This is a genomic window from Vibrio sp. 1288, from assembly GCF_033344475.1.
On sequence record NZ_JAWPOX010000010.1, the window covers coordinates 95,146 to 110,977 of the forward strand.

Genomic DNA, 15,832 nt, shown 5'->3' on the forward strand with positions numbered 1-15,832 from the left:
ATAAGACTGGACAAGCGACTTATCAATACCTGTAGTTATTCATGAATTGCTATGATTAGCAAACTAATTTTGTCCAGAACCTTCACAGACTGTACTTCGTAAGTCAGAAGTGTCCCACGACTTCTTACCATCGAGTATAATGTTCGACAGTCTTTTGTTGTAGGTATATAAAATGTATAAAAAATTATCGTTATTAGCCCTCCCTTTACTTATTGCTGGCTGTAGCACACCTAAATATAACTACGTTCCAGAGCGAACCGCATTTAGTATCCCAGAACTTAATAGTAAAGTTTCTTCAGGGCTTGGTGAGCCATTGCTTGATCAAGGAATATCAACCAAAAGAGATGTTCTTTATGTCGAGAAAGAGACAGGGCTTGCTGCGTATAAAGTTGTTCCGGGTAAACTTTTTAAATCTGGTGAAGATGCTAATTATGAGTATTTTACACAGGATATAACTTCCGGTTTTAGTATTTACGCAGGCCTGTTGGTGTCTTCTCCTGCATCTACAGCGAGTCTAAAGCTTAATAAAGACACGGGGCAATTATGTATCATTCGGCCAGCAGATATTGATATTTGCGGTGATATCGAAACATCACGTAAAAAAGAAGATTTTCTAACTAATGATAGTTTCCGACGTACATTAATCTATAGTGGTCGTGTTGGTGACAAACTGAAAATCAGCTACCGTGAATTCAATAATAATATGGCACGCTCTGCGTTCAGTACGGAAGTCGAGTACGATTTGGGGGATAGCAATGTTATTGGTTATGCAGGCGCGAGGCTTGAGGTTATCAAAGCTACTAACACCGAAATTGTTTACAGAGTAATCAAAAACTTCAACACGTTGTAATAATTCATATAACAATATAATGAGGCTTCAAGCTTTATTATCTGACGTTAATACTCTGTGTAGCCGCTCGAAAAAGTTTCTGTCGATACTCTTTTTGACGATTAAACTACATAGTCACGAGGCGAACTAAATTATCTCCGGCGTTTTCTCGTAAACAAGCAGGACTCAATAAACGCGGTGTCGTCGCTGGTGAGGGCGTGATGCTTTCTGATGACCTTAACCTCAGAGTCGGCCAAATCCGTAAGATCGCCCTCGGGCTGTCTAAGGGCTGGCTGAACCGAGTTAAGTTTAAGATTGCGCATACGAAGCAAAAACTTTCTGACGAAGTAAAGTGATCCAATAACTAGAATGATAGTGATGGGGAGCCAAGAGTATAATGGTAGATCGTGCATTTACTTTGCTTCCTTGTGAGTTGAATCTTCATCTTGTTAAAAAGTGGGAAAGGTGGTGCTTTCGACACCACCTTTTTAGTTTATAAATATTGATATGTATAGGTTTTAATATTTTTCATTATAGAAAAGTATTTATAACTACCTTAACCTTTACCACCTTGCTCTACGCTGCCCCCTTGAATAAAACATCGTTGATGGTAGGGGATTGGGATAACTCCATGTAGGTTTTGGTGTTGTTAGGTTTACTCGCAACATAACCACACATTTCCATATTTGACTCAAATTCTGTTTTCGAATAAGGTTTGATGCCCGTTGTGACACACCAGTCTTTGTAAATACTGTAAGCAATCGACAACTTAAGTGGTGGAATAGAAGTGCCTCGCTTACGCTCCACAATACCATTCTCACCAGAATCATTTAACCAACCTTTTACACTATCTGTTTCTGCTACCCACTTTGCCAAGTACTGGTCATGTGCTGGCGATAAGTAAAGACTGTGATTGGCGTTTTCTCCAGAATCTAAGTCATAGCCTTGCTGTAGGTAGTCCTCTACACCTTCAATAGCCCATGTCAAAATCGCAGGCAGCTCGTTTTTTACGATCTTCTCTAGTAGGAAAGGGTCGCGTTCAGATACAGGTTTAGTGTTATGGAAGTGAATAATTGCCCAGCGACGATAAAACCCCTCGGTATGGTCTGTAGTTTTAGGGAAAAAGTTGCCGTTGAACCAGTTCGTAACATTCGGTGTGAAATTGAACGATTTGCCATAAGGCTCACGTGCATTAATTGTGTCACCACCAATAATTGCTTTAAAAGCCGCACTAGTGATAGGAATGTCCTTATCTAGCTCAGGGACAAGATTAAATCGTTTACCAGCTAAGGTTGCCACCTTGTAATCCTTATCCATTTGCATAGGCGAGACCGTCGCAATAGCATCGCTGGATAATAGGCTCTCTAATACCTTAAGAACCAGTGATTTACCTGAGCCACCTGCACCATGCAGTAATACAGCGGTCTGGTGTTTTGGCATCAATCCAAAAAGCGATAAACCGAACAGCATTCGTAACTGACGGATTTGTTCTTCAGGATGGCAGCCTTCGAACGCATCATTTAGCATGCTTAGGAATAGTTCTGGCTTAACACCCTTTGGCGCGGGTTCAAAACTTAAGCCGTGACGAGAGCGCTGTAGTGGACTGAATGGCAATTTCTCGATACCAGTATTACCCACACATAAAAAGCCTGAAGGTGTCGCGATGCCGCTAGGGGCATTGTCAAAGAATTCTTGTTCTTCTTGCAAATCATATACAAAACTAGCGATAACCTTGTAGTCTGGCACGCGTTTGCATTTATCTTGGGCATTAAAGCGTCTTCCAATTACATCACCAAGAAGACTTAGTTTCATACTTGTCCATAGACCAGTAGAAGCGTTATATGTCCAAATACATCCATAAGCAGCTACCATTTCAACTGTTGTGAAATTCTCGATAAGAGCGTGAGCGATGTCACCTTGGCTCAGTTGTACTGGCTGTTCTTTCGCTTTCAGTTGCGTGATATTCTCCTTCATGTCCTGGAAAGGTACATTCGTCAGTTCTTTCAGTTTCTTCATCATGCCACCTTTGAACAACGCCTCTGCATCTTTGATGAAACTGATCGCCACGTTGTAAGCCTCAACGTCGTTCGAGTCTGAAGCTAAGCTCTCGATCGCTTGCTCAAAGGTTGTAATCGGGGCTTTAGGCATAACCAACGCTTTTTGCATAGCATCGTGAAGAGTCTCGACACCGTGCTCTAGTGCATAGTCGTTCCAGTCCGTACCAGAAGAACCTTCCTCAAATACAGGCAAAGTGTACGGTAAACCCTCTTGTTCAAACAGTTCTTGGGCGATATCTTTGCCTTTGTTGCATTTACCTTCCTGTTCTTTCTGACTGTCGTTATCAGCGGCGACAATTACCAGTGAATCAGGGTTTAACTCTTTCACCTGTGGTGCTACTGCCTTGAGATTGCCAGCGTTGAAAGCACACACGACGGTATGACCAGTTGCTGCATGAATGCTAGCCGCCGTCGCAAACCCTTCTGCAACGAAAATCTGCTCATCGTTACCTTTAAAAGTAAACATGCCGCCTTTCGTTGTACCACCAGACATAAACATCTTGTCACCACGTTCGTTAATGGCTTGTAGGGTAAGAAGCTTGCCTTCTTTGTCATACACAGGAATTAAGAGAACGTTACGCATTACTTTTGTATTCTCTGGGTTATCGAAAAAGAGTGAGCATGGGATTGATTCAAGTTCGAAAACCCCGTCGACTGGCAAGTCACCCTTTTTCTGGATGTACGCATGGCTGTTCTGGGCTGGCTTAGCACTATCCAGAACACTTTTCGCAAACAATGCTCGCTCAAAGAGAACATTCTCAATTTCAAGCTGGGCATGACGACGGTTTTCTTCTAGCGCTAACTTGTCTGCGAGAGACAAACGAGTATCCCCATGTGATGACCAGAAAGTAGTATCGAGAGAGCGCCAGCAGCCAAACTTGCCAGCAACCGAACCGTCATTGTTTGAATACAGAACGTAGTATCCAGCCTTATCGCCAGGCTTACCGTTCGAACTGAAACGGTGAATTTTTCCGTCTGCAATAACTTGTTTTGGCGGCACTAAACCATGTTGAATAAGTACTTCGACGAATTTTGGAGTGTGCTCATTAATAATTTTCACTATTTCTACCAACTTTATTTGTTAAGGAGATGTAATAAACAGTGTTCTACCCGGGAAAGAACGGATTGATTAAATATTAAAAATCCAATTTGAGTAAATAATTATTTTATTAACAATGCGTTAACCATTTGGCTGAGATCAGCAAAAATTTTTTTTGAAGAAAATTATTGTAATCCTGCAATATCTCCGACTTACCGGCCATTATTTGTTTCTTGGTTGTTGTCAAGTTGTTATTTTATTGTGTGGTGCGTGTTTTTTTAATTTTCGGGTTTTGTGATGCTGGTCAAACTTCGTCAGGTCGAGAAACTTGTCTGGAAAGTCGAATTAAACTTCCAAAATGTTATTGCGCATGTGGGAGGGTGGTTGAAAGCTCAGGCACAGTCCTGTACGATTCATCCCGCGTGACTGTGCTCACGGTAGAAAGCGCCCTTAGCTCAGCTGGATAGAGCACGTCCCTTCTAAGGATGTGGTCATTGGTTCGAATCCAATAGGGCGTGCCATTTATTCAAAAGCCCCGATAACTCTTTGAGTTGTCGGGGCTTTGTCGTTTTTAGGTTTTTGGCTGTAATTGCCACTCTATCTACAACTTTTGAATGGCATTCTAGCCATTGCAATTTCTAGCAATCTGGATAGCCACCAACAAAAAAGCGCTGGTTAACCAGCGCTTTTGCATTTACTAAGGGCATTACATCTTTTTAAAGATGATGGAGGTGTTGATGCCGCCAAAGGCGAAGTTGTTACTCATCAAATATTTCACGTCCAGCTCTCGGCCTTGTCCGGCGATGTAGTCTAAATCGCCACATTGCTCGTCGAGGTTTTCTAGGTTGAGCGTTGGGTTAAACCAACCTGTGTGCATCATTTCTAAACCTAGCCACGCTTCAATCGCGCCACAGGCGCCTAGTGTGTGGCCAAAGTAGCTCTTGAGTGAACTGATTGGCACTTTGCCCAGAGCATTCGCTGTTGCGTTGCTTTCCGCAATATCGCCGCGGTCGGTGGCAGTGCCGTGAGCAGATACATAGTCGATCTTCTCAGCAGGAATGCCCGCGTTTTGCAAAGCCATTTCCATACAGATTTGCATGGTTTCCATCTGTGGTTGAGTGACGTGTGCGGCATCACAGTTGCTGGCAAAACCGATGATTTCTGCATAGATTTTCGCGCCACGAGCGACGGCGTGTTCGTACTCTTCCAGAACTAGCGTTCCCGCACCTTCACCAATCACCAAACCATCGCGATCGGAGTCATAAGGTCTTGGTGTGCTTTTCGGGTCTTCATTCTTCAGACTGGTGGCAAAAAGGGTATCGAAGACAGCGGATTCCGTTGGGCACAATTCTTCAGCGCCACCAGCAACCATTACCGTTTGGTAGCCATGTTTGATCGCTTCGTAGGCGTAGCCGATTGCTTGGCTGCCAGAGGTACATGCACTGCTGGTTGGGATCACTCGGCCTTTCAAACCAAAAAATAGACCAACGTTCACTGCTGTGGTATGCGGCATCATCTGCACGTAAGTCGTTGCGGTGATCGCTTTGGTGGTTTTCTCATTCAGCATGACACCAAATGCACCGATTGCGTCAGTACTGCCTGTTGATGAGCCGTATGCGATACCCGTTTGACCATTGGTGAGTACGTCGTTACCAATCAAACCTGCTTGGCTCAGTGCGTTTTCTGTTGCGACGGTCGCCAATTTAGAAACACGCCCCATGCCGCGTACTTGCTTGCGCTTGTAGTGCTTTGGCAGTTCAAAATCTAAAATTGGTGCCGCGAGCTTGGTGTTCAAACCATCATACTGTTCGTAAGAAGGCATGTATTGCGTCGCGTTCTGGCAGTCACGCAGTTTTGGTTCGACAGATTGCCAATCGTTACCAAACGCAGTCACGCCCGACATTCCGGTTACAACGACTCGACGGTTCATACTAGGCCTCCGTTTACCGAAATGACTTGGCGAGTTACATAGCCTGCGATGTCAGACATAAGGTAACTGACTAAACCAGCGACTTCTTCTGGTTCTCCCATGCGGCGCAAAGGAATTTGCGGCATCGCGTGTTCTTTTACGTGTTCGTCTACCATGCCTGTGTCGATAAGTCCCGGTGCAACGCAGTTAACGGTGATTTTGCGTTTTGCCAGTTCAAGTGCGAGTGATTTTGTCGCACCAATTACACCCGCTTTTGCTGCGCTGTAGTTGGTTTGACCACGGTTACCCATCAGGCCAGAGACTGATGCAAGGGTAACAATTCGACCACCTTTACGCCTTTGCACCATTGGCATAACACAAGGGTGAAGAACGTTGTAGAAGCTATCTAGGTTGGTATGAATCACGCCATCCCATTCTTCTTCGGTCATCGCAGGGAAAGCGGTATCTTTTGTGATGCCAGCGTTGTTCACGACGCCATAGTAAGCGCCGTGTTCGGCGATATCGGCTTCTAGTTTCTCTCGGCAATCTGCGCGGTCACTGATGTCGAATTGGATAAGACGACCGTTACCCCCATGCTGTTCGATGGTGTCTAGGGTATCTTGCGCGCCTTGTTGATCGCCCATGTAATGGACAATGACTTGGAAACCATCTTTGGCTAATTGAACGGCAATGGCTTTACCGATGCCTTTGCTGGCACCTGTAACGAGGACTTGTCGGGTCATTGTTGACTCCTGATTTTCATTTCTTGTAATTTTTCTTCTGATGGAACGTAAACGTTCAATTGGCAAGTCGCTACAACAGTTCCTTGTAGCTCAATACGGGCTGAAAAAACCGCCATACCGTTATCTTCCATAACTTTTTCAGCATACACATCGAGCATTTGTCCGCGAGAAAACGTATCGCATTCAGACGTGTATCGACGGCTACCAAGCAAAAAGCCAATCGGTGGCGCTTGTTCCTTCATTAATGCGTGGTAACCAGACCACGCCGCGACAGATTGCGCCATAAACTCAATGCCAACGTAAGCTGGCACGGTTTGAGAGGTCGAGTCGAAGAACGGGTTGTGTTCTGCGATATCAACCTGGCAGTGAATCGTATCTTGTTGAACATCCAAAGCACGATCAACCAAGATCATTGGTTTGTCGTGTGGCAAAAGTTGTTCGATGGGAGGAAGTTTAGTCATGAGCGTAACCAAAAATAAGACTAATATTATTGCCACCAAAAGCAAAAGAGTTGCTGAGAATCGCTTTGTTACCCAGTTTGGTTGGCGTCTCAACTAACGATATATGGATATCGTCTGCTTTGGTTTCGCAGTGTTGTATTGGCAAATCAAGGTTGTACTTGAGAATATGCCAAGCGATAGCCGCTTCCGTTGCACTTGCTGCACCTAATGTGTGTCCGGTAAGTGGCTTTGTCGAGCTTACGGGAACGGAGTCTCCAAAGCAGCGATGAATGGCTTTGCTTTCCATCGCATCGTTTAACGGCGTTGCTGTGCCATGCGCGTTGATGTAACCAATGTCTTGCGCTGTAAGTCCTGCATTGGCCAACGCTTTTTTCATCGCTTCTTCTGCGCCTAACCCTTCTGGATGTGGTGCGGAAATATGGTGTGCGTCTGAGCTGTCGCCAGCTCCGAGAAGAGCAACGGGCGCAGGTGTTTTGCTTAGCAACATTAATGCTGCGGCTTCACCGATATTGATGCCGTTGCGATGTTGGTCAAACGGCTTACAAAGGGTATCGGATAGAGCTTCTAAACCGTTAAAGCCGTTTAGTGTGAGGCGACAAATGGTATCCACACCACCCACAATAACCGCATCAACAATGCCAGAGCGAATCATGCGTTGCGCGGTTAAAAAGACACGGCCACTAGAAGAACAGGCGGTTGAAACTGAGTAATGTGGGCCGCTCAAATCAAAGTAGGCGGCAATAAAATCGCTGCAGTTGCCAAGCTCTTGTTTGGTGTAATGGTAGTCGGCAGGAAAATTACCGTTTGCCAGCTTTTCGCCAAATGCGATTTCGCCATCTGAAATGCCAGATGTGCTGGTGCCGATCACGACTGCGATACGGTCACGACCATATTTAGCAATGGCGTCACGCACGTCGCCTTCGATTTGCAGCAAAGCCGAAAGTGCGAGGCGGTTGTTTCTCGTATCAAACTGGCTGAGTGCGGTCGGTAATTGCGGTAACGTCTGTGCAATTCGACCGATTACTGTTTGGCGGCCTGAATTTAAAATATCTTGGTCAACCACCATGTTGGATGGCTTCGCTCCTGATAAACACTGGTGGATGAGCGCATCATCTTGTCCCATGGCAGAGTGAAAGCCACAGGCCTGAATATACAAAGGTTGAGAAGAGCGAATAGGCATATTGTTATTCTAAATTGTTCTTAATTAATCTGATGTTGCAGTGTTTGAATAGAAATTGAAAACTGATGTTTGAGGTGATGAAAATCAATCTTACCCTCTAACTTGTTAGAAGAGCTGTATTGAATCTTAATGATCTTTTCACCGTCGCTATCAAAGATGGCGCGAGAATTATTTTTATCAATAATTCGCCACCTTACCTCATTTAACGACCCTTCCCAAGCGGAACTCGGCCAGAGCGTGATCATCAGGTTAAATAATACCTGTTCTGGCTGCGGTAGCGAACCTTGTAAACCGTTGAGCACTTCGGTTTGAATTTGTTCTCCATCGTAAGACAGTGAGAGTACTCTCGTCCCCCAGGATGAGAAGCCTGCCAGCACCACTTCGTTGTTGATCACTTGCAGTTGTACCGGAAGTTGCTCAGATTTGGTTTTACCATCTATTGCCCAAGAAGCCGTAATTAACTGACTGGCAGACAACTGATAGCCCAAGCTTGCGGGAGTGGGCAAGCTAACTTGGGTGTGCTCGGCAATGTCGACCTGAGGCGTCGATTGGTGAGGGACCAAGCTGCATGCACTTAAAAACAGGCTCAGTGCGAATAACGTCGCGCAGCGAAAGGCGTGATTGAAAATCATGACGTCGTTTCCTCTGTTTTAATTGCAATCGGAGAGAGCAGCCAAGCGACAAAAATACCACTTAACACCGTAATGCCGAAACTGTGAATCGCGTGAGTTTGGCTGAGTGACAGCAACCCAAATGACAACACAGTGGTCATTGCCGAAAGGGTGATCGCCAATAGTGTGCTCACACTGCGGGCTTTCTCGGCAAAGAACAGAGTGTAATCGATCCCGATACCAAGAATGAGCACCAAGCCAAGCAAGTTGAACAGGTTTAATGTTGTTCCCATCGCGACAGCAGTTGCAAGACCGCAGGCGCAAGCAATCAATGATGGCAGTAAAACTCGCCAACTGTGTTGCAGACCGTACCGCTTGATTAATACCAGAAAGATCACAGCACTGGCGGCTGCCAATAGCTCCATGATTTTGATTCGGTATTCACCAAATAGGGCGGATATTTCTTCAGCTTTGTTTAGGTAAACAACATCAGACTGTGATTTGGCAAATGCCTTAACAACAGCGGAGTCTTGCAATTGGTTTAACACCACAACCGTTGCCGATTTTTCTTTAATTTTACCCAAATGAAGAAAACGTACAGGCGCTGATACCGGGTTTTGCAAGTACTGTTCAACCGTAACAGGGATAAAGTCGGCGTCCATTTTGGGCTTTTTACTTAAGCCCAACCCGGAAGTAAGTGGGCTGGATTGTGTCGCGTAAAGATCGCGAATCAATTGATAGTCTTGTTGCTGACGTTCCACTGAGCTCAAGTAGCGGCTCAGGCTCTGGTAGCTTTCGATGGTGCTTTCCGCTTTCCACGCTTCTAAAGTTGGTGTCAAAGACTCCAGCTTTTTCATTAGGCTTTCGTCATCGTCGGCGGTAACGACCAACATTTGCTGCGAAGATTGCATGCCACTGAGCGTCGTAATCAAGGTTTCTTGCTGCTTGAGATCTTTCGGCATCGTTTGCAGCAGACGAATGTCGTCATCGTAGTTCAATTGCAGCAAGAAAAAGCCACTCGCAACCACACATAACATCGGTAATCCGACTTTAATTCGAGGTTGATTCCAAAGCGTTAACCATTTCGCCAACAGTGATTGTCCTGGTAAGTTCGAAATGGATCGCGATGGGTTACGAGCCAGTATCGGATACCAAGCCACCACGGTGATGTAAGCAGCAATCAGACCAATGGATGAAAACAGCGCAAGCTGCTGCAAACCTGGAAACGGTGCCACTAACATGCCCAAATAGCCGATCAAACTGGTGATTAAGCCAAGTGTGATAGCTATGAAAATATGCTTTAATCCTTGCTCGCTATCCCATTCATTTCCCGCCGCAAGACGTTCGGTTAGGTAGTGGAATGCGTAGTCGATAGACACGCCGATTAAACTTGCGCCAAACACTAAACTGAACAGATGGACTTTTCCAAAAATCCACGTCGTAACGGACAAAGCAACGAGCAAACCAATGGTGATGGAAAGCAGTGCCAGAGACAGTGGCATCACACTACGAAAGACCAACACGAGCAATGCAATGATACCGAGCAGAGAGAACACACCGATGGTACTGATCTCCGATTTGGCACTTTGCGTACCAAAGTCGGCGTAAAATAGAACGCCAGTATGTGCCACTTTAGCGCCATATTTCTGCGCGACGCTTTGCTCTAGCGCTTGAATGTCAGGGACGGCAAGCTGCCCAGTTAGGCTATAAGGCGAGTCTTTTAGCTCAGCAGTAATAAGCAAGTATTGAGCACCGTCTTTTTCGACGGACAGATAGCCGTTATCCAATCGGAAAGAGGACGATTGCTGGGTAACTTGGCTTAAATAATCACGAAATAGCAAGAAAGGATCATTTTGTAACTCTTGCCCAGTCACTCCAGAAAACGGGTTGTACAGAGACTGAATCACATGCTGCACTTGCTGTTCTGGATTTTTGCTTAAACGCTCTCGTTGTTCAGGCGTCAGCAATTGGAAACGGTGCTTAAAGTAGTAACTCGCCCAAGCTTGCTGCTCTTGAGGTGAGATTTTTCCCACCACATCGCGAAAATGATTACTTTGTCGTAACCCCTTATCAAATTCAGTGGCCGCTGCAAAAAGGGCATTTTTGTCCGGCGCTGTGATCACGAAAATGACTTTGTCGCTCATACTTGCCGAGACCGACTCAAAGGCTTGCTCTGCCACTGGGTTTTGTTGGTTCTTCGGCAACAGTTTTAAAATGTTGGTCTCAATCGGAGATTCTGCGCTCCAAACCCATTGTTTGAGTAGCAACGCGCCCGCTAAAACAACGAGATTGAGCCAAACCAGAGCAAAGGTATGAGTGCCAAGACTGAGTTTAGAAACGGAATTGAGCGTCTTCGGCATCCGTGAGTTCCTGAGGTAGAGAGGTCTGGTTCGTAAACGTGATTTCGGTCTTATCGCCACGCAGCTCTTGTAGGGTTAGGCGATCAATGTGCGTTTTACCGGAAAGAGTGATGGATTGAAACACCGCATTTAATGGCGACTGTTTTGGCACTAAAACGAGCTGCCATTGATTGTTCTCAACTGAAAAATCGAGTGTGAATTGTTCTTGCAGTGCAGAAGTATCCCCGTGGAACACGGATAAAAACACATGGCTAAAGTAGAACGCCATTGGGTTTTCTTCAGCAGAAATCGTTTTCGGAGCTTGGTCGGCAAAAGTCTGACGAAGTTTGTTTTCCGTCAATACCAAATTGACTGCGAAAGGTTCAGTTTGTTGCCACAACAAGCCATGTGTTTTGCTCAGTGTGAACTGACCTTTAGAGGTTAAAGGTTGACTAAACATTTCCAGATGACGCTGCTGCGTAAAATCTCCGCGTACGATTTCATGCTGAGACAACTGCTGTTGAAGCGATGCCAAATCCGTTACGTTTGCTGTCGGTGTGGCCAGTGCTGGAACAGAAAATATCAACAAAAAAGAGAGTAACCACTTTTGCATTAGTTCAGGCTCCCATGGTTGTGCCATTGCTCTACTTTATCTAAAAAGACTGCTGGAGAAACAAAGCACATCTCTTGCTTTTCAATGGATACGGCGACTTGCGTTGTATGCGCTTTGCACATACGTTGATTCGTTTCGGCGTCGTAAATCACGTAATCCACACGCAAGCGGTTTTCCCACTCCGTGAGTTGCGCGGTAATGCGAATGGTGTGATTAAACGGAATCGCCTTGACGTATTTAACGCGCGTGTCGATGATCGGCCACATATACCCAGAGTCTTGCATATCGCGATAGCTGTATTGGATCTTCTCCATCAGCACACGACGCGCTTCTTCAAAATACCGAAAGAAGTTGCCGTGATATATCACGCCCATCGGGTCAGCATCTTGGAATGAGGTGACCATAGTCACCTCCGCTTCTAATGGGTAGAGAACCTGCTCTTGCATTATACCTCCGCGTAGAGTGGCCAATGACGTTGCTGAATGCGTTCAATGAAATGACGCAAATCTTGTTCCAATGGGCGATCTTCAATCACAAACTCAAACTCGCTCAGCACGGCGTCACGAATTACTCGCAAACTCTGACTCATGTGGTGTTCGTCCAATTCGTTATGACGACGACGTATCTCAACCGCTTGAACGCTTGCTAGGAGTGAAGCCGCAGCAACTTGCTCTGTTAACTCAAGTACGCGTAAGCAATCACGAGCCGCAATGGTGCCCATGCTCACTTTGTCTTGGTTGTGACATTCGGTTGAGCGAGAAAAAACGCTCGCTGGCATGGTGTTTTTCAACGCTTCTGCCGTCCAAGCTGAGATACCAATCTGAACCGCTTTAAAGCCGTGGTTGATCGGTTTACGCTCGCCTTCTGCACCGGTTAAGTTAAACGGCAGGCCGTTATTGAACTTGTAATCCATCAGTTGCGCCATCTGACGGTCCAGCAAATCAGCTAAGTTGGCAATGTTCACTTTCAACGTATCCATCGCCATTGCGATATGACCACCGTAGAAGTGACCGCCGTGCAGAACGCGCTCGTTGTCGCCATCGATAATTGGATTGTCGTTGGCACTATTTAGTTCATTCTCAATCAATTGACGTAGCCAAGGCAGTGAGTCTTGCACCATGCCAATTACGTGTGGCGCACAACGCAGCGAGTAGCGATCTTGCAGTCGGTCGCTATTGCGTGGCGGACGCTCAGCATTGAGATCATCACGCAGCCAAGCCGCAACTTGCTGTTGACCAGGGTGAGGCTTTACCGCAAACAACGCTTCATCAAAGTGGAAGTCATTACCTTGCATACCCACAGAGACCATCGCGGTAATCTTGGTGCAAAGCTGAGCTAGGTATTCTGCGCGTTTGTAGGCAAGACAGGCGAGGGCAGTCATCACGGATGTACCGTTCATTAACGCCAAACCTTCTTTTGGTTTTAGGCGAATTGGCTCAATGCCCAGCTCTGCAAACACTTCTTGTGTTGGTCGCACATCGCCTTTGTAAAGCACTTCACGCTCGCCAATTAAGGTCGCCGCTAGGTAAGACAGAGGCGTTAAATCGCCACTTGCGCCCACCGAGCCTTCTTGTGGAATACGCGGCGCAATGTCGTGGTTGATAAGCGTAACGATTTGGTTCAACAGATCGTGAGACACGCCAGATACGCCTTGCGACAATGAACACAAACGGGTTGCCAGCACCGCGCGAGCTTGCTCATGAGAAAGGATTTGACCTAAGCCACAACCATGGAAGCGTGTAAGGTGCAACGGAAGTTCATCCACAAGAGCGGGTGGAATCGCCACAGTACATGAATCGCCGTAACCGGTAGTCACGCCGTAAATAACGCCTTCTTCTTTCAGTAATCGTTCCAGAAACGCCACGCCACGATCAATTTTCGCGGTAAATTCTGGCGAGGTGTTCATGTTTGCCTTTGCACCTTGAGCAATGGCAACGACATCTTCGATGGTTAAAGATTGGGCACCAAAAGTGATGTTGTGATTATTGTTGTTTGTCATGTGGCTGATTACTTAAAGTCCAGAAGTTAAAAAAGTTGTACCACTGTAACGGCGCTTGCAGTGTGTGGTGTTCTAATCTGTGGGCGTACTGTTGAACAACGTGTTCTAGTGCCTGCTGACGCTCCTTGCGCGGTAGCGTGATTTGGTCACTAAAGTGTTCAAAGTACACATTAAAATGCGGAGTGTTTGCTTCATCGTCGCGTAGGCCGAAGAGTAGATAAACCGGCGCTTTTAATACCGAGGCCAGCATGAATGGGCCTTGCGGAAATGGCGCTGGTTTACCAAGAAAATCTGCCCAAACGACACGATTTTCTTTGCTGGTAGAAGTGCGATCGCCAACGATCACCACCCATTCGCCTTGCTCGATTTTTTGTTGAAGCAGAATCGCGGTGTCTGGTCCCATTGAGCTGACTTGAATCAAATTCAGTTCCGAGTTTGGGTTTACCGCCTTCATTACCGCATTAAATTGTTCAGCGTGTTGGGTAAATACCAAGGCGTTGATTTTGACATGAGAGTGTCGACGACCAAGCGCGCGGCAGAGTTCGATATTGCCAAGGTGCGAGCCTAAAATGAGCACGCCTTGTTTTTTCTGCGCCATCTCTTCGAAATGATGCTGGCCGTGAATGGTTAGGTTATCGACGTTAAAGTCACCTTGCCAAGCAGCCAGTTTGTCGAGCATGGTTCGCCCAAAAGAAAGCAGATGATGATAGCTGTCCAACTGTTTTGGTAGTGCGATGCTCTGCTGCGTTGCGTAGTACTGCAAGTTTTGCAGGTAAACCTCAGACGCTTCACGGGCAGATTTACCCGTGAAGTGGTAGTAGCGCATGACTAATTTTAAAATCAGGTCAAACGCTTTTCTGCCGAACAAGCGGTAAACCGCGAGTAAGGTTTTGATGCCTAAAATCGTGCCTTGTTCTTTTCGTTTCGACCAGTGGGCATTATTGTCATCTGTGTTTTGGCGCTTTCTGGCGAGTAGCGAAGGAATGCGCGGCAACATGCCAAAAAATAGGCGAGTGTGCATCCAGCTTATCTTGACGTTGTCCCACAATGCGTCGAAGTGGGAAATGCCACCTTCAGGGTAGATCACGCGCGTTGGAACAAAATCAATGTCGACGCCTTCCCAATACATTCGCACTAGAATTTCGATATCAAAATCCATGCGTTTGCCGATGCTGTACTTGTTCAACACGGCGACCGTTTTCGCCACTGGGTAGGCGCGAAAACCGCACATGCTGTCTTTGATAGATAGTGACAAGGTTTCTATCCACACCCACACGTGCGTAGCGTAGCGACCATACAAACGGGATTTAGGTACGCTCTCGTCGTATATCGGTTGGCCCGAAATCAGGTTATCTGGTTTTGTTTCGCTGGCGCTGAGCAATTTCGGCAATGCTTCTAGGTCGTGTTGACCGTCTGCGTCGATTTGAATGGCGTGCGTAAAACCAAGTTGGTGAGCTTGATGTAGGCCTGCCATCACAGCGCCACCTTTGCCTTGGTTTTCTCTCAAACTAATCAGTTTTATCAGTCCTTGCTTGCTCAAAGCAGAAAGCGCTTGTTTGGTGTCTTCATTGCTGCCGTCGTCAACGGCCAGCACTGGCAAAGCGAAAGAGGATAACGACGCAACCACGTCTGCAATTGTGCTGCCGTGGTTGTAGCAAGGAATTAAAAAGCAGGGGCGATAATCACTCACGTGACTCACCCAGTTTCATTTTTCCTGACGAGTGAGTCACCAAGGTTTCACCGTTTGTCGATGTGTACTTAAAGGTCAATTTCTCGCGCTCATTGTCCCAAGATAGTGAGAGGCAAACGTCGGCGTTTGGCAGAATCGGCTCTTGAAATTTGATGACTTCCATTCCTTTAAATACCTTGGGAGTATTCAAATATTGAACGGCGTAGAACAGCGCCCAATCAATTTGAGTGACGCCGGGTAAAAGAGGGAAGTGATTGAAATGACCTTGGAAATCTAAGATGTCAGCATCCACTCGCAGCGACAGCTCCGCGGTATGGTCACTCACTTCAATATTCTGAATAGTTGGTTTTCTTTTTTCCATG

Annotated in this window: 13 protein-coding genes and 1 tRNA gene; 2 read left to right on the plus strand and 12 right to left on the minus strand. The window is 46.2% G+C overall.

Going from position 1 to position 15,832, the window contains the following annotated elements; all coding sequences use genetic code 11:
• Positions 1 to 172 precede the first annotated feature (172 nt).
• Complete coding sequence (locus R8O11_RS09805) at positions 173 to 850, plus strand: hypothetical protein (protein WP_318101866.1); 678 nt, start codon at positions 173 to 175, stop codon at positions 848 to 850.
• 555 nt (positions 851 to 1,405) lie between these two features.
• On the opposite strand, the gene R8O11_RS09810 is transcribed toward R8O11_RS09805, so the two are convergent.
• Positions 1,406 to 3,946, minus strand: coding sequence for a phage/plasmid primase, P4 family (locus R8O11_RS09810; RefSeq protein ID WP_318194104.1), 2,541 nt, complete (start codon positions 3,944 to 3,946; stop codon positions 1,406 to 1,408).
• Between the two features lie 423 nt (positions 3,947 to 4,369).
• Here R8O11_RS09810 and R8O11_RS09815 point away from each other — a divergent pair.
• Positions 4,370 to 4,446 (plus strand) — tRNA-Arg (locus tag R8O11_RS09815).
• Between the two features lie 185 nt (positions 4,447 to 4,631).
• On the opposite strand, the gene R8O11_RS09820 is transcribed toward R8O11_RS09815, so the two are convergent.
• From R8O11_RS09820 to R8O11_RS09870, 11 genes are read right to left on the minus strand one after another with little or no spacing between them, the layout of a single operon-like run.
• Complete coding sequence (locus tag R8O11_RS09820; protein ID WP_021452981.1) at positions 4,632 to 5,855, minus strand: beta-ketoacyl-ACP synthase; 1,224 nt, start codon at positions 5,853 to 5,855, stop codon at positions 4,632 to 4,634.
• Positions 5,852 to 6,577, minus strand: coding sequence for a 3-oxoacyl-ACP reductase FabG (gene fabG, locus R8O11_RS09825; protein ID WP_193837657.1), 726 nt, complete (start codon positions 6,575 to 6,577; stop codon positions 5,852 to 5,854). The genes R8O11_RS09820 and fabG overlap by 4 nt, the downstream gene beginning before the upstream one ends.
• The gene (locus R8O11_RS09830) at positions 6,574 to 7,038 is read right to left on the minus strand and encodes a hotdog family protein (RefSeq protein ID WP_193837658.1); all 465 of its coding nucleotides are present in this window, start codon (positions 7,036 to 7,038) and stop codon (positions 6,574 to 6,576) included. The genes fabG and R8O11_RS09830 overlap by 4 nt, the downstream gene beginning before the upstream one ends.
• Complete coding sequence (locus R8O11_RS09835; RefSeq protein WP_017634798.1) at positions 7,031 to 8,218, minus strand: beta-ketoacyl-[acyl-carrier-protein] synthase family protein; 1,188 nt, start codon at positions 8,216 to 8,218, stop codon at positions 7,031 to 7,033. Before R8O11_RS09835 ends, R8O11_RS09830 begins: the two co-directional genes overlap by 8 nt.
• Before the next feature lie 20 nt (positions 8,219 to 8,238).
• Positions 8,239 to 8,850 carry a DUF3261 domain-containing protein gene (locus tag R8O11_RS09840; protein ID WP_017634797.1) on the minus strand — a complete coding sequence of 204 codons (612 nt, stop codon included), beginning with the start codon at positions 8,848 to 8,850 and terminating at the stop codon, positions 8,239 to 8,241.
• A complete protein-coding gene (locus R8O11_RS09845) occupies positions 8,847 to 11,189 on the minus strand; it encodes an MMPL family transporter (RefSeq protein ID WP_064369068.1) in 2,343 nt (780 codons plus the stop codon). Before R8O11_RS09845 ends, R8O11_RS09840 begins: the two co-directional genes overlap by 4 nt.
• Complete coding sequence (locus R8O11_RS09850) at positions 11,161 to 11,781, minus strand: LolA family protein (protein WP_017634795.1); 621 nt, start codon at positions 11,779 to 11,781, stop codon at positions 11,161 to 11,163. Before R8O11_RS09850 ends, R8O11_RS09845 begins: the two co-directional genes overlap by 29 nt.
• The gene (locus R8O11_RS09855) at positions 11,781 to 12,227 is read right to left on the minus strand and encodes an acyl-CoA thioesterase (RefSeq protein WP_005388315.1); all 447 of its coding nucleotides are present in this window, start codon (positions 12,225 to 12,227) and stop codon (positions 11,781 to 11,783) included. Before R8O11_RS09855 ends, R8O11_RS09850 begins: the two co-directional genes overlap by 1 nt.
• Complete coding sequence (locus R8O11_RS09860) at positions 12,227 to 13,780, minus strand: HAL/PAL/TAL family ammonia-lyase (protein WP_017448720.1); 1,554 nt, start codon at positions 13,778 to 13,780, stop codon at positions 12,227 to 12,229. Before R8O11_RS09860 ends, R8O11_RS09855 begins: the two co-directional genes overlap by 1 nt.
• Positions 13,764 to 15,470 carry a glycosyltransferase family 2 protein gene (locus tag R8O11_RS09865; protein ID WP_064369070.1) on the minus strand — a complete coding sequence of 569 codons (1,707 nt, stop codon included), beginning with the start codon at positions 15,468 to 15,470 and terminating at the stop codon, positions 13,764 to 13,766. Before R8O11_RS09865 ends, R8O11_RS09860 begins: the two co-directional genes overlap by 17 nt.
• Positions 15,463 to 15,831 (minus strand): 3-hydroxyacyl-ACP dehydratase, encoded by a 369-nt coding sequence (locus R8O11_RS09870; protein ID WP_017634794.1) that lies wholly within the window; start codon positions 15,829 to 15,831, stop codon positions 15,463 to 15,465. Before R8O11_RS09870 ends, R8O11_RS09865 begins: the two co-directional genes overlap by 8 nt.
• Position 15,832: the final 1 nt, after the last annotated feature.

Excerpts from the sequence above, each read along its gene's own strand:
- R8O11_RS09835 (WP_017634798.1), bottom strand. The coding sequence starts at position 8,218 with ATGCCTATTCGCTCTTCTCAACCTTTGTATATTCAGGCCTGTGGCTTT.
- R8O11_RS09855 (WP_005388315.1), bottom strand. The coding sequence starts at position 12,227 with ATGCAAGAGCAGGTTCTCTACCCATTAGAAGCGGAGGTGACTATGGTC.
- R8O11_RS09845 (WP_064369068.1), bottom strand. The coding sequence starts at position 11,189 with ATGCCGAAGACGCTCAATTCCGTTTCTAAACTCAGTCTTGGCACTCAT.
- R8O11_RS09860 (WP_017448720.1), bottom strand. The coding sequence starts at position 13,780 with ATGACAAACAACAATAATCACAACATCACTTTTGGTGCCCAATCTTTA.
- R8O11_RS09805 (WP_318101866.1), top strand. The coding sequence starts at position 173 with ATGTATAAAAAATTATCGTTATTAGCCCTCCCTTTACTTATTGCTGGC.
- R8O11_RS09870 (WP_017634794.1), bottom strand. The coding sequence starts at position 15,831 with ATGGAAAAAAGAAAACCAACTATTCAGAATATTGAAGTGAGTGACCAT.
- R8O11_RS09850 (WP_017634795.1), bottom strand. The coding sequence starts at position 11,781 with ATGCAAAAGTGGTTACTCTCTTTTTTGTTGATATTTTCTGTTCCAGCA.
- R8O11_RS09820 (WP_021452981.1), bottom strand. The coding sequence starts at position 5,855 with ATGAACCGTCGAGTCGTTGTAACCGGAATGTCGGGCGTGACTGCGTTT.
- R8O11_RS09840 (WP_017634797.1), bottom strand. The coding sequence starts at position 8,850 with ATGATTTTCAATCACGCCTTTCGCTGCGCGACGTTATTCGCACTGAGC.
- fabG (WP_193837657.1), bottom strand. The coding sequence starts at position 6,577 with ATGACCCGACAAGTCCTCGTTACAGGTGCCAGCAAAGGCATCGGTAAA.
- R8O11_RS09830 (WP_193837658.1), bottom strand. The coding sequence starts at position 7,038 with ATGACTAAACTTCCTCCCATCGAACAACTTTTGCCACACGACAAACCA.